The organism is Microbispora sp. NPDC088329, from assembly GCF_040685655.1.
Taxonomy (GTDB): Bacteria; Actinomycetota; Actinomycetes; order Streptosporangiales; family Streptosporangiaceae; genus Microbispora.
Map to the genome: position 1 here is coordinate 157062 of NZ_JBFBIP010000019.1, position 13095 is coordinate 170156.

At 70.2% G+C, this 13095-nt stretch carries 11 protein-coding genes and 1 pseudogene; 7 read left to right on the forward strand and 5 right to left on the reverse strand.

The annotated features are described in order from the left end of the window. Nucleotides 1–21 precede the first annotated feature (21 nt). Nucleotides 22–765 (forward strand): DUF427 domain-containing protein, encoded by a 744-nt coding sequence (locus tag AB0O28_RS29880; protein ID WP_363645876.1) that lies wholly within the window; start codon nt 22–24, stop codon nt 763–765. A gap of 15 nt (nt 766–780) precedes the next feature. On the opposite strand, the gene AB0O28_RS29885 is transcribed toward AB0O28_RS29880, so the two are convergent. Both AB0O28_RS29885 and AB0O28_RS29890 read right to left on the reverse strand, forming a co-directional pair. Then, nucleotides 781–1203: a type II toxin-antitoxin system VapC family toxin gene (locus AB0O28_RS29885; protein WP_363645877.1), complete on the reverse strand. Its 423-nt coding sequence runs from the start codon at nt 1201–1203 to the stop codon at nt 781–783. A 115-nt stretch (nt 1204–1318) separates the two neighbouring features. Continuing rightward, nucleotides 1319–1609, reverse strand: a complete 291-nt coding sequence (locus AB0O28_RS29890; protein WP_363645878.1) for a hypothetical protein — start codon at nt 1607–1609, stop codon at nt 1319–1321. 242 nt (nt 1610–1851) lie between these two features. Between AB0O28_RS29890 and AB0O28_RS29895 the strand changes: the two genes are divergently transcribed. The 5 genes and pseudogenes from AB0O28_RS29895 to AB0O28_RS29915 all read left to right on the forward strand — a co-directional run. Then, nucleotides 1852–3330 (forward strand): XRE family transcriptional regulator, encoded by a 1479-nt coding sequence (locus AB0O28_RS29895; RefSeq protein WP_363645879.1) that lies wholly within the window; start codon nt 1852–1854, stop codon nt 3328–3330. A 7-nt stretch (nt 3331–3337) separates the two neighbouring features. Further along, nucleotides 3338–4261 (forward strand): aminoglycoside phosphotransferase family protein, encoded by a 924-nt coding sequence (locus AB0O28_RS29900; RefSeq protein WP_363645880.1) that lies wholly within the window; start codon nt 3338–3340, stop codon nt 4259–4261. Between the two features lie 212 nt (nt 4262–4473). Further along, entirely contained in the window at nt 4474–4677 is a 204-nt protein-coding gene (locus AB0O28_RS29905) for a cold-shock protein (protein WP_030511616.1), read from the forward strand. Nucleotides 4678–4813: 136 nt separating this feature from the next. After that, entirely contained in the window at nt 4814–6484 is a 1671-nt protein-coding gene (locus AB0O28_RS29910) for an alpha-amylase family protein (RefSeq protein ID WP_363645881.1), read from the forward strand. Nucleotides 6485–6613: 129 nt separating this feature from the next. Next, a pseudogene (locus tag AB0O28_RS29915) lies at nt 6614–7060 on the forward strand (DUF998 domain-containing protein); the annotation flags it as partial. A 120-nt stretch (nt 7061–7180) separates the two neighbouring features. On the opposite strand, the gene AB0O28_RS29920 reads toward AB0O28_RS29915, so the two are convergent. The 3 genes from AB0O28_RS29920 to AB0O28_RS29930 all read right to left on the reverse strand — a co-directional run bounded on the left by AB0O28_RS29920 (nt 7181) and on the right by AB0O28_RS29930 (nt 10736). Continuing rightward, nucleotides 7181–8215, reverse strand: a complete 1035-nt coding sequence (locus AB0O28_RS29920; protein WP_363645891.1) for a hypothetical protein — start codon at nt 8213–8215, stop codon at nt 7181–7183. 57 nt (nt 8216–8272) lie between these two features. Next, nucleotides 8273–9655 carry an NAD(P)/FAD-dependent oxidoreductase gene (locus tag AB0O28_RS29925; RefSeq protein WP_363645882.1) on the reverse strand — a complete coding sequence of 461 codons (1383 nt, stop codon included), beginning with the start codon at nt 9653–9655 and terminating at the stop codon, nt 8273–8275. A 103-nt stretch (nt 9656–9758) separates the two neighbouring features. Further along, nucleotides 9759–10736, reverse strand: a complete 978-nt coding sequence (locus AB0O28_RS29930; RefSeq protein WP_363645883.1) for a malate dehydrogenase — start codon at nt 10734–10736, stop codon at nt 9759–9761. A gap of 358 nt (nt 10737–11094) precedes the next feature. Here AB0O28_RS29930 and AB0O28_RS29935 point away from each other — a divergent pair, with 358 nt between their 5' ends. Continuing rightward, nucleotides 11095–12957: a glycoside hydrolase family 6 protein gene (locus AB0O28_RS29935; RefSeq protein WP_363645884.1), complete on the forward strand. Its 1863-nt coding sequence runs from the start codon at nt 11095–11097 to the stop codon at nt 12955–12957. Nucleotides 12958–13095 lie beyond the last annotated feature (138 nt).

Here is a 13095-nt window from a genome sequence, read left to right on the forward strand (position 1 = left end):
CGCCCGCCGGTTGGCGCAGGCATGGAGCCGACGAAACGGGGCCGCGTCCGGGTGGAGACGACGGCCAGGCGCGTGCGTGTCTATGCCGAGGGCCGGGCGGTGGCCGACACCACCCGGGCCCTGCTGGTCTGGGAGGGTCCCTACTATCCGACGTACTACTTCCCGCTCGGCGACGTGCGTGTGGAGGAGCTGAAGGCCACCGGGCAGACGCGGCACTCGCCCAGCAGGGGAGACGCGGAGGTCCGCGACGTGGCGGGCCGGCCGGGCGCCGCCCTGGTCTACGGGGACGACGCGCCGCTGGAGGAGATCCGGGGCCACGTCCGCTTCGACTGGGACGCGATGGACAACTGGTTCGAGGAGGACGAGGAGGTCGTCGTGCACGCCCGCGACCCGTACACGCGGGTGGACATCCTGGCCAGCTCGCGCCACGTCCGGGTGGAGGTGGACGGCGTCACGGTCGCCGACTCGCGCAACCCGCGCATGCTGTTCGAGACCGGTCTGCCCCCGCGGTACTACCTGCCCAAAACCGACGTACGGCTGGACCTGTTGCGCCCGTCCGGCACCGTGACCCACTGCCCGTACAAGGGCGCCGCGGTGTACTGGTCGGTGGGCGACGACGAGTCCGGCAAGGACCTCGTCTGGTCCTATCCCACGCCGCTCCCGGAGTCGCAGAAGATCGCCGGATTGGTCGCCTTCTACGACGAGAAGGTGGACGTGTACGTCGACGGCGTCCTCCAGGACCGCCCGAAGTCGAAGTTCGCCTGACCCTCGTCGCACTGGTCAGCCGGCGACCTCGAACGGATCGAGCACGGACACACCCGTCCCCTCGAAATCCTTGACGTTCCGGCTGACCAGGGTCCAGCCGTGCACCCTGGCCGTCGCGGCGATCAAACCGTCCGCCGTCGGCAGGGTCCGTACGGCGTTCAGCCGCCCCCACTCCTCGGCGACCGCGGAGGTGACGGGGACGATGCGATCGCCGAACCGCCGCTGTAGCGCGTGCAGCCAGCGTTCCAGCACCGCCGCCTGCGCGGGGTCGCCGCGCCTGCGTAGCTCGACGCCGCAACGGATCTCGCCCACGGTCAAGCTGCTCAGGTAGAGCGTGGGTCCGTGCGCCGCGCCGATCCAGTCCCTGACCGAGACGCTTCCGTTCCGCTTGCGCGCCTCCGACACCACGTTCGTGTCGAGCAGGTAGCCGATGGTCATCAGCCGAGGTCCACCTCTCGCGGCAGGTCCTGGTTCCGAGGGAACTCGATGTCGTCGTCCCAGTCGGGGTCCGCGAGGAGGAAACGGGCGAAGTCGGGGGCGTCTCCTACGTGATTCAGCGGCGGATGACGTGGAGGACGCTGGCGATGCGCTCGGCCGCGGTGACCACGTCGGAGGCGTGCCCGATCCGGCCGGCCCAGGACAGCCAGTACCACCACTCGCCGTCACCGGCGCTTGATGCCAGGACGTCCTCGGCCATCGTGGGCGCCATGGGGTTGATCACGCGCAGACGCGGGTAAAGGCCGGCCGGCGCCGTCACGCGTACCTGGAAGGAGTGGGCCTCCAGTTGGGCGGCGAGCCGCTCCAGGTGGTCCATCGCCTCGCTGCGGTCTGCCGTCGTCGTCATCGTCAGCCTCCGGGGGAACGTCACGACCTATCACCGGAAAGGGTGAACCCGCAACGACCCACCGGCAATGATGAGGAATTCCCGAAACCGTGCAACAGGCAGGGAACTCCGCCGGATTCCGTGGAACAGACACGAGTTCGCGGACACGAAGGCATAACAGTCGCGGGAGGTTGTGTGCCTGCGTGTTTACCGTGGGGAAACAACCGTAAACGGGGACCGCTTCACCAGTGGAGGGCGTGCACATGGCCCGCGGAGAGCACTCACCCGCTTGCGCGCGTCGCTGGCGCGAACAGGCACAGGTCCGGCAGTGGACGCTCTGGCAGACCGTCCAGGCGATTCACGGGTGCTGTGGCGTCAGCCTGCTGAAGGCCCACCGGCTCGGCCGGGGGTGGTCGGCGCGACAGGCGATCGAGGAGCTGGAGCACCTGTGCGAGCAGCAGAACCTCGGTCATCCGCGGGCGAGCATCGATCTGCTGAACGCCTGGGAGAACAACCGGGCGCGCCCGCGCCCGCAGACGATCGACCTGCTGGCCCGGCTCTACCGGGCCAACGCCGTACGGCTCGGCCTGGCCGCCGACTACTGCGAGGACCCGGGCGGGCAGAAGATCGTGGTGGTGGGGCCGGGGCAGACCGGTGAGCAGGCCCGGACCGAGGACCCCGCCGCCGACGACGCGGAGCGCAGGGCGCTGTTCCACCAGGCGATGCTGATGGGCCCGCCGAGCGGCCGGTTCTTCGCGGAGGTCGAGGGCGTGCGCCACGACCTCGACCGCACGCTGGCCGCGGGCACGGTGAGCGAGGACCAGCTCGACCGGCTGGACGAGCAGGTGCTGCGCTACCGCAGGGAGTACATGACGACCCCGCCGACGCCGATGCTCTGCCGGGTCATGCTGGAGATCTCCGACGTGCGCCGGCTGAGCGCAGCCCGTCAGCCGGCGTCGGTGCAGCGCCGCCTGCTCACCGCGACCACGATGCTCACGCTGCTCGCCGCCGACGCGCTGATGAAGCTGGGCGACACCCGCCAGGCGCACGCCTGGTACGGCACCGCCCGCGCCGCCTCCGACGATGTCGGCGACCTGCGGTTGCGGGCGCTGGTGCGGGCCCAGCAGACCATGCTTCTGTACTACTACGGCGACCTCAACGAGACCGTGCGGCTGGCCCGCGAGGCGCGGATGCTGGCAGGCTCGGCACCCAGTTCGCCGGCGGCGCTGGCGGCGGCGGCCGAGGCACGGGCACTGGCCAGGATGGGAGACGGCAAGGCCGCGAGGATCGCCCTCGCCGAGGCGGAGCAGATCTTCGCCCGCATGCGCGGCATGAGCCAGGACGACCTGGCTTTCGTCTTCACGGAAAAGCGGATGAAGTTCTACCGCACCGGCACGCTCATCGAGCTGGGGGACGCCCAGCAGGTGCAGGGCATCGACGGGTTCCCTCCGGGCTTCCACACCATCGACCCGGCGCTGATCCTGCTCGACCAGGCGAGCCACCTGGCCAGGAACGGCGATCACGAGGGGGCCTGCCGGCTCGCCGCGGACGCGCTGGGGCAGGTGCCCGCCGAGCACCGCACCTCGATCGTCGTCACCCGGGCCAGGGCCCTGCTGGCCGACGCCGACCCCGCGCTGCCCGCCGTACGGCGTCTGCGGCGGGTGTTGTCGGAGTCGTCGCCCACGCTCGCCCTCAGCGGGCTGTTCCCCGCCGCGGACCTGTCCGCCACCCAGAACGCCTGAAACCGCCATGAAGACCATGGAAGCGGCGTCGCTGGCCGAGGAGGCGTTCGGGATCCTGCGTGAGGTCTGCGCGAAGATCGGGCTGGACGCGCGGGGCGCGCGGCTCCTTCGATTGCGCAGCAACGCCGTCTTCAAGCTGCGGGGGGACACGGCGCGCGGGGAGACGGTGGTGCGGATCGCGACCGCGCCGGACGCGCTGACCCGGCTGCCGGTGGTCGTGGCGGTCGCCCGGTGGCTCGCCGACCGGGGCTTTCCGACCGTGCGGCCCGCCGACGAGATCGCCGATCAGCCGATGGTGCACGGCGGCCGGGTGATCACCTTCTGGCGGTACGTCCCCTCCCGGGGCCGCCCGACGACCCGCCAGCTCGGCCGGGTGCTGCGCAGCCTGCATCGTGAGCCGGTGCCGCCGGTGGGGCTGCGGACGCTCACCGACCCGCTCGCCGAGGTGCGGCACGCGGTGGAGCATCGGGCCGAGGTGCTGACCGCCGGCCAGCGGTCCTGGCTGAGCGACCGCATCGAGGAGCTCACCGGGCGATGGCGCGACCTGGACACCGGCTCGCCGGTGCTGCTGCACGGCGACGCCTGGATCGACAATCTGCTGCGCTGCCAGGACGGGCACGTGGTGCTGTGCGACTGGGACGGCGTGGCCGTCGGGCCGCGCGAGTGGGACCTGGTGCACACCTACCACGGGCAGCGCCGCTTCGGCCTGTCGGCGGCCGACGTGGACGAGTTCGCCCGCGCGTACGGCTCGGACCTGCGGCTGTGGCCCGGCTACGGCACGCTCATGGAGGTGCGGGACATGTACGCCGTGGGCATCCACATCCGTAACGCCTCCGGTGACCCGTTCTCCCGGCAGGAGCTGCCGCGGCGGCTCGACTCGCTCACGCGCGGTGACGGGCATGCTCGCTGGTATATGGCAGCACCGGCATAGCCTCGGGTAATCGCGGGTACTCTCCGTACAGGCTGCGGGTGTCGCAGTGGACAATTCCTGAAAACATGGTTTGTAAAAAGCGCACCCGGGTCATCCCGGCGGCGGATATGCGCGTACTTCCAGCGTCTCACGCGGTCGCGCGGCCGATCCGCTACGCAGCCTCATGCTCTCGACCTGGGAACATGGTGGGGATTTCCAAGAAGGAGAAGCAGTTGTCTGAAGGCACTGTCAAGTGGTTCAACGCCGAAAAGGGCTTCGGTTTCATCGCTCCGGACGACGGCACCGCTGACGTGTTCGTTCATTATTCGGCGATCACCTCGAACGGTTACCGGACGCTGGACCAGAACCAGAGAGTCAGCTACGTGACCGTTCAGGGCAACAAGGGACCGCAGGCCGAACAGGTCACGCCGCTGTAGGACGTGACTCACGGTGACGTCGCGGCCGTGACGGGCCGCGCGAGCGGTACCGCGCCGGCCCGCGCCGCTCCGGCGGCGCGGGCCGGATGTTTTACCGTTCCTTTGCCGGGCAGCGGGAACGGTCATGAGATTGAGCATGACCTCCGATCTGTGGTGGAAGAACGCGGTCGTGTACTGCCTCGACATCGAGACCTTCGCCGACGGCAACGGCGACGGGATCGGCGACTTCAGGGGGGCGATCCAGCGCATCGACCACCTTGACCGGATGGGCGTGACGTGCATCTGGCTGATGCCGTTCTTCCCGACGCCGGACAAGGACGACGGCTACGACATCACCGACTTCTACAACGTCGACCCGCGACTGGGCACGCTCGGCGACTTCGTCGAGTTCATGCGGGTGGCCAGGGACCGCGGCATCAGGGTCATCGCCGATCTCGTGGTCAATCACACCTCCGACCAGCATCCCTGGTTCAAGGAGGCGCGCTCCAGCCGGGACTCCCGCTATCGCGACTGGTACATCTGGTCCGACAAGCCGGAGCCCGACGATCCCAAGGGCGTCGTGTTCCCCGACAAGGAGGACAGCCTCTGGGAGTACGACGAGAAGACCGAGCAGTACTACTACCACCGGTTCTACCGGTTCCAGCCCGACCTGAACACCGCCAACCCCGAGGTGCAGGACGAGATCTCCCGAATCCTCGGGTTCTGGATGGAGCTGGGCCTTTCGGGCTTCCGGGTGGACGCCGTGCCGTTCCTCATCGAGCAGGTCACCGACAGCGGCGACCTGCCCGACCCGCACGAGTTCTTCGCCTGCCTGCGGGCCTTCCTCAGCCGCCGCGACGGCAGCGCCATCCTCCTCGGCGAGGTCAACCTGCCGTACGACGACCTGGTGCGCTACTTCGGAAACGATCTCGGCGACGAGATCACCATGTGCTTCGACTTCATCACCATGCAGCGGACGTACCTGTCGCTGGCCCGCGAGGACGCCGGCCCGCTGGCCGCCGCCCTGCGGGAGCGCCCCAAGGCGCCCAGGGACTCCCAGTGGGCGACGTTCATCCGCAACCACGACGAGCTCACGCTCGACAAGCTGAACGACGCCGAGCGCGAGGAGATCTTCCAGGCCTTCGGCCCGGACAAGAACATGCAGCTGTTCGGCCGGGGCCTGCGCCGGCGCCTGCCCACGATGCTGGGCGGCGACATCGAGCGGATCAAGATGGTCTACAGCCTGCTGTTCTCCCTGCCGGGCACCCCGGTGCTCTTCTACGGCGAGGAGATCGGCATGGGGGAGAACCTGGAGCTGGAGGGCCGCCAGGCCGTCCGCACGCCCATGCAGTGGACCCCGCACCGCAACGGCGGCTTCAGCGACGCCGACCCCTCGAAGGTGCGGATCCCCATGCCCACCGGGGACTACGGCCCCGAGAAGATCAACGTAAGCGCGCAGGAACGCGACCCCGACTCGCTGCTGTCGTGGATCACCCGGCTGATCCGGCACTACCGCGACTGCCCGGAGTTCGCGTGGGGCGAGTACACCGTGCTCGACACCGGCGTGGACGCCGTGTTCGCCCACCGGGCCGACTGTGACGGCGAGACGGTCGTGGCCGTGCACAACCTCGGCGAGACCGAGGCCGAGGTGGAGATCACGCTGGAGGGGCTCGACTCGTCCACGGTGCTGACCGACCTGCTCGTGGACGGCACGGTCGAGATCTCCGACGACGGCCGGGCCCGCTTCCCGATGGGCCGGTACGGCTGCCGCTGGTTCCGCGCCTCTGCCCCTGAGACGGCCCCCGCCGATTCGGCCGACGTCTCCTGAGCTCCCTAGGGGTTCCCTCAGGGGCGGCTCGGGTGGATCTCCGATGGGCCGCCGCCCTCCCCGCGGCCACAGTGATGAGTCATGGGGATGGTCTTGGGATACGCGCTGGTGGCGATGGGCGCCGCCGCGATGCTCGCGTTACATCTGGTGGCGGGGCTCGACCCGCTCACGGCGACGATCAGCCAGTATTTCTACACGCCGCAGGGCTGGCTGCTGCCGGTCTCGCTGACGTCGATCGCCGTGGGCTCGGCCGTGCTGGCCGTACGGCTGGACCGGCTGAACCGGCTGGACCGGCGTGCGGCGCTGTTGGTGGGCATGTGGAGCGCCTGCCTGCTGCTGGTGGCCGGGTTCCCGACCGACCCGCAGGGGCTGCCGCTGTCGCTCTCCGGCAACATTCACCGCTATGCGGCCTTCGCGGCCTTCGCCAGCCTGCCGTTGGCCGGGCTGCTCGTCGCCCGGGCCACCCGCTCGCGCCTGGTGCGCGTGCTGTGCACCGTCGCACTCGGCTCGCTGCTCCTCGTGGTCCTGCCGTACGCCTTCCGGATGCTGAATCTCGACCCCGGGACGGTGCCGGCCGGGCTCACCCAGCGCCTCACCGTCGTCTCCGAGGTGGCGGCGCTGGTGGCCATGTCCGTAGCGGCGGCAGGGTCGGTGGCAGGGTCGATGGCAGGGGCGACGGTGAGGTCGGTGGCAGGATCAGCCGCCGCAGCTCTGGTAGGTGAAGGTGCCGGCCCGGACCTTGTAGGAGTCACGCACCCGGGTTCCGCCCGTGCTGGTGTCGACCCTGAGGATGGTCACGCGGTCGACCGTCGCCGAGCGGATGAGATGGAGCGTCACCTCGTGCTCCCCGGTCCAGTCGATCATCTCCACCGAGGCGTCCGACGGCAGGGAGAAGCGGACGGAGCCTCCCGACTGGTCGGTCGTGGCGTCGTAGAAGCGCAGCCGCGCCTTCTTGCCGGCCCCGGTGACGAACGCGACCGTGCGGCCGTCGGAGGACAGCCCCCACGGGAGGTTGACGGCGACCGTCTCGGGCGGGACGACGCGGGCCAGCTCGCCGCCCGCGGTGTCGTAGACGGCCAGTTCGGTGGTGTTCTCGTCGGTGCCCTGGTCCACGAGGACGGCTGAGCCGTCACCGCTGAAGCCCCTGAACGTGCCGAACGGCGCAAGCGCGCCGGTTTCGCGCGCCCCCGGGACGTCGAAGATCCGGGCCCGGCTGCTGCCGTCCTTCACGCCGTAGCCGAGGATCAGGCGGGCGCCGTCCTGGGAGAGCCGTACCCACGCCTCGTTCATGCCGACGCCGCGCGGGAGGAGCTTCTTCGGCATGACGTGCACAGGACCCATGGCGTGCGCAGAGCCGTGGAACTCGCGCACCACCAGGCGGTGGTCGGACTTACGGAAGTAGGCCACGGACTCGCCGTCGCCGCTGACCGAGAACGGGGCCTGCATCTCCTTGACCGGCTTGCCCTTGGCGTTCAGCGGCGCCACCATCGCGTCCTTCAGCGCCACCCGCTCGCCGTCGAGCAGGTCCAGCCGCCAGGTGTGGCAGGGGATGGAGCCCAAGTCCTTGACCGTGCAGGCGTCGACCGAGGCGTACCGGATCGAGTGGTGGGCCGAGTGCCGCGCGGTGCCCGCCTGGGAGGCCGCGGCGGGCACGGCCGCGGCGGAGATCGTGAGTGCGGGCAGGGCGAGACCGATCAGCACCGATGAGATCAGCCGGGTGGGGTGCCGCATGACTTTCCCCTTTCTAGGAGGTCATGCATTGGACCCGCCCGGGGCGTCACCGGTTCGTCACAACTCCATTGCGTACGCCGCTCCGTCGAGCGTCTCGAGCGCGTCCTCGATCGCGCGGTGGAAGGTCGGGTAGGCGAACATCGTGTGCCGCAATCGCCCCGTCGGTATCTCGTTCTGCACCGCCACCACGAGCGCGCCGAGCACCTCCCCGCCGGCCGGGCCGGCGCTCGTGGCGCCGACCAGCACGCCGCGCCGCGCGTCCTCCACCAGCTTGACGAAGCCCTCGTGCCCGGCACCGTGGATCCAGCCGCGGGCCGACTCGTCGACGGCGGCGAAGCCCACCCGCACGTCGAGCCCGGCCTCCCGGGCCTCCCGCTCCGTCAGGCCGACCGAGCCCACCTCGGGGTCGGTGAACGTGACCCGGGGCACCGCCCGGTAGTCGGCGGCCGGGCCGCCCTCGCCGAGGATGTCGCGGGCCGCGATCCTGCCCTGGTAGACGGCGACGTGGGTGTAGGCGCCCCGGCCGGTCACGTCGCCGACCGCCCACACGCCGTCGGCGGCCCGCATCCGGTCGTCCACGGTGACGAACCCGGCGCTCTCGTCGAGGCCGGCGTCGCCGGCGCCGATCGCGGCCAGGTCGGTTCTGCGTCCGGTGGCGACCAGCAGTCGCGCGGCGCGGAGGGTCCGGCCGTCCTCCAGCCCGAGGGTGAAGCCGCCGTCGTCGTGCCGCACCCGCTCGGCCGCGACGCCGGTGTAGGTCTCGAGGCCCTCGCCGGCGAACACCCGCGCCAGCAGCACGCCCGCCTCGGGCTCCTCCTGCGGCAGCAGGCGGTCGGCGGTCTCCACGACCGACACCCGCGTGCCGAACCGGGCGAACACCTGGGCGAGTTCGCAGCCGACGGCTCCGCCGCCGAGCACGATCAGCGACTCGGGCACCTGCCGCGCCGCGACCGCGTCGCGATTCGTCCAGTACGGCGTGTCCTCCAGCCCGTCGATCGGGGGGACGGCGGGGCTGGTCCCGGTGGCGAGGACGATCCCGCGCCGGGCCCGCAGCACCCGGCCGCCCACGGTCACCTCCCGCGGCCCGGTGATCCGGCCGCGGCCGCGGACGAGGTCGACGCCGGCGCTCTCGAAGTGCTCCGCCCTGGCGTCGTCGCTCCAGCCGTCGGTGCCCTCGCCGGTGATCCGGTCGATCACCGGGGCCCATCGCGGGGACACCCGGACCGAGCCCGCCATGCCGGGCACCCGCCGCGCCTCGGCCAGCAGTCCCGCGGCACGCACCATCATCTTGGAGGGGACGCAGCCCCAGTAGGCGCACTCGCCCCCGATCAGCCCGGCCTCCACCGCGGCGACGCTGAGTCCGGCCTCGGCGAGCCGTCCCGCGACGTCCTCTCCGCCGGGTCCCAGGCCGAGCACCACCACGTCGTACATCGCGTCCATGCCCATCAACTGCCCAGGCAGGCGAGGCCGTACCGTACGGGCGGAAGCCCGGGAAAACGCGAGGGGCGGGCCGGTGACCGGCCCGCCCCTCACGTGAGAGCTCTCAGATGAGACCGAGCGCGCGTACGGCGTCCCGCTCCTCGACCAGCTCGTTCACCGAGGCGTCGATGCGCTCCCGGGAGAACGCGTCGATCTCCAGGCCCTGGACGATCTCCCAGCGGCCGTTCCTGGACACCACCGGGAAGGACGAGATGAGGCCCTCCGGCACGCCGTAGGAGCCGTCGGACGGGATGGCGGCCGAGGTCCAGTCGCCCTCGGGCGTGCCGTTCACCCAGTCGTACACGTGGTCGATCGCGGCGTTGGCCGCGGACGCCGCCGACGACGCGCCGCGCGCCTCGATGATGGCGGCGCCGCGCTTGGCGACGGTCGGGATGAAGGTGTCGCGCAGCCACTCCTGCTCGACCTGCTCGGCCGCGATCTTGCCGCCGACCTCGGCGTGGAAGAGGTCGGGGTACTGCGTGGCGGAGTGGTTGCCCCAGATCGTCATCTTCTTGATCTCGGTCACCGGCACGTTCAGCTTGTTCGCGAGCTGCGAGAGCGCGCGGTTGTGGTCGAGACGGGTCATCGCGGTGAACCGCTCGGCCGGCACGTCGGGAGCCGAGGCCTGCGCGATGAGCGCGTTGGTGTTGGCCGGGTTGCCCACGACGAGCACGCGGATGTCGTCGGCCGCGTGGTCGTTGATGGCCTTGCCCTGCGGGCCGAAGATGCCGCCGTTGGCCTCCAGCAGATCGCCGCGCTCCATGCCCTTCGTACGCGGGCGGGCGCCGACGAGCAGCGCGACGTTGGCGCCGTCGAAGGCCTTGGCCGGGTCGTCGGAGATCTCGATGCCCCGCAGCAGCGGGAACGCACAGTCGTCGAGCTCCATCGCGGTGCCCTCGGCCGCCTTCACGGCCTGCGGGATCTCCAGAAGGCTGAGCTTCACCGGGGTGTCCGCCCCGAGGAGCTGGCCCGAGGCGATGCGGAAGAGCAGCGCGTAACCGATCTGGCCGGCCGCGCCGGTGACGGTCACTTTGACGGTCATGACGATCCCCATTCGCGATTTATGTGACTCACGGATGCTACCCGCCGGGCCGTATCCCCTCGTGAGCAGGTAGGGGTGGTGTCGTCGCGCGTCGCTCGGCGGGGGAGTGGTTCAGATCCGACATCCGGGCTCTGGCCACGCTTTTCATCTATGAATGGGTGAAACTTTCAAGTAACAGGCAGGCGACTTCGGTCGTAACACGGCGATGGATGCCCTGATGGGACGGCGGGTGCACGCCGGTCGGTCCCGCCGCGGCGGTGCGGCCCTTGACGGGTCCCTGTACGGCGCCGGGGGTGGTGCCTATGGTTCGTGGGAGCGCTCCCAAGCGCAGGTATTCATCGCCAGGAGGACCTTCCCAATGAGATCCACCCCCCGACCGGGAGCCGTGGGCTCCACGGTGCGCCGCGGCCTGGTCGCGGCGGCCGTGCTCGCCCTCGGCGCCACGGCGGCCGTCGCCACCGCCACATCGGCGAGTGCCGCGGTCGCCTGCAAGGTCAACTACAGTGCCAGCGAATGGCAGGGCGGCATGTCGGCCAACCTGACCATTCAGAACCTGGGTGACGCCCTCAACAACTGGACGCTCACCTTCACCTTCCCCAACAGCAGCCAGAAGGTCAGCCAGGGCTGGTCGGGCAACTGGAGCCAGTCCGGCAGCAACGTGACCGTGACGGCCATGGACTGGAACAAGTCCCTGGCCAACGGCGGCTCGACGAGCATCGGCTTCAACGGATCCTGGAGCGGCAGCAACCCCGCGCCGACCGACTTCAAGATCAACGGCGTGGCCTGCAACGGCACGACCCCGGTGTCGCCGTCTCCGCCGATCTCCCCGTCTCCTCAGGTCTCCCCTTCCTCGCAGGTCTCGCCCTCTCCTCAGGTCTCCCCGTCGCCGGGAACCTCTCCGTCGGCGTCCCCGTCGCCGGCTGTTTCTCCGTCGTCCTCGCCGCCGCCGCCCGGTGAGCACGTGGACAACCCGTACGTCGGCGCCACGGGCTACGTGAACCCGGACTGGTCGGCCAGCGCGAAGTCCGAGCCGGGCGGCTCGCGGGTCGCCAACATCTCCACGGCGGTGTGGCTGGACCGCATCGCCGCGATCACCTCCGGCTCGGCCGGCAACAACAGCAAGGGCCTGCGTGACCACCTCGATGAGGCGGTCAAGCAGGACGCGGCCAATGGCAACACGCCTCTCACGATCCAGGTCGTCATCTACGACCTGCCGAACCGCGACTGCTCGGCGCTCGCCTCCAACGGTGAGCTGAAGATCGCGCAGAACGGCCTCGCGCGGTACAAGTCCGAGTACATCGACGTGATCGCCGGGATCATGGCGGACTCGAAGTACTCCAACCTCCGCATCGTGACGATCATCGAGCCCGACTCGCTGCCGAACCTGATCACCAACGTGAGCGCGTTCCAGGCGTGCCAGGAGGCCCAGTCCTCGGGCGCCTACGTCCAGGGCGTCCAGTACGCGCTGAACAAGCTGCACGCGATCAAGAACGTCTACACCTACGTGGACGCGGCCCACCACGCCTGGCTCGGCTGGGACAACAACTTCCAGCCGATGGTGAACCTCTTCCACCAGGTCGCGACCGGCACCACCGCGGGCGTGAACAGCATCGACGGTTTCATCGTGAACACCGCCAACTTCGGCGCGACGGTCGAGCCGTACTTCACCATCAACAGCACGCCGGGCGGCCAGTCGGTGCGCCAGTCCAAGTGGGTCGACTGGAACTGGTACGTGGACGAGCAGTCCTTCGCGGTCGGTCTGCGCAACGCCCTGGTGGCGAAGGGCTTCCCGAACACCATCGGCATGCTGATCGACACCTCCCGCAACGGCTGGGGCGGCTCGGCCCGTCCGACCAAGGCGAGCACGGCGACCAACCCGGACACCTTCGTCAACGAGTCCCGCATCGACCGCCGGATCCACGCCGGCAACTGGTGCAACCAGTCCGGCGCCGGTATGGGCGAGCGCCCGAAGGCGAACCCCACCGCCGGTCTCGACGCCTACGTCTGGATCAAGCCTCCGGGTGAGTCCGACGGCTCCAGCTCCGCCATCGACAACGACGAGGGCAAGGGCTTCGACCGGATGTGTGACCCGACCTACACGGGTAACTCGCTGAACGGCAACAACATGTCCGGTGCTCTCGGCGGCGCCCCGGTCTCGGGCCACTGGTTCTCCGCCCAGTTCCAGCAGCTCATGCAGAACGCCTACCCGCCGCTCTCGTAACCCGAGGAACCGCGTAGGCGCACAAGAAGGCGGGCCCCGGGGCGCGGGCGGCGGGGCCCCCCCCATTTATGGCCCGAGCGGTGGACAGAGCGGGTCTGTGTTTTGACCCGCCCCTCAGGGACGCCCGAGCGTGAGAAA

Excerpts from the sequence above, each read along its gene's own strand:
- AB0O28_RS29895 (WP_363645879.1), top strand. The coding sequence starts at position 1,852 with ATGGCCCGCGGAGAGCACTCACCCGCTTGCGCGCGTCGCTGGCGCGAA.
- AB0O28_RS29885 (WP_363645877.1), bottom strand. The coding sequence starts at position 1,203 with ATGACCATCGGCTACCTGCTCGACACGAACGTGGTGTCGGAGGCGCGC.
- AB0O28_RS29935 (WP_363645884.1), top strand. The coding sequence starts at position 11,095 with ATGAGATCCACCCCCCGACCGGGAGCCGTGGGCTCCACGGTGCGCCGC.
- AB0O28_RS29925 (WP_363645882.1), bottom strand. The coding sequence starts at position 9,655 with ATGGACGCGATGTACGACGTGGTGGTGCTCGGCCTGGGACCCGGCGGA.
- AB0O28_RS29880 (WP_363645876.1), top strand. The coding sequence starts at position 22 with ATGGAGCCGACGAAACGGGGCCGCGTCCGGGTGGAGACGACGGCCAGG.
- AB0O28_RS29930 (WP_363645883.1), bottom strand. The coding sequence starts at position 10,736 with ATGACCGTCAAAGTGACCGTCACCGGCGCGGCCGGCCAGATCGGTTAC.
- AB0O28_RS29910 (WP_363645881.1), top strand. The coding sequence starts at position 4,814 with ATGACCTCCGATCTGTGGTGGAAGAACGCGGTCGTGTACTGCCTCGAC.
- AB0O28_RS29920 (WP_363645891.1), bottom strand. The coding sequence starts at position 8,215 with ATGCGGCACCCCACCCGGCTGATCTCATCGGTGCTGATCGGTCTCGCC.
- AB0O28_RS29890 (WP_363645878.1), bottom strand. The coding sequence starts at position 1,609 with ATGACGACGACGGCAGACCGCAGCGAGGCGATGGACCACCTGGAGCGG.
- AB0O28_RS29900 (WP_363645880.1), top strand. The coding sequence starts at position 3,338 with ATGAAGACCATGGAAGCGGCGTCGCTGGCCGAGGAGGCGTTCGGGATC.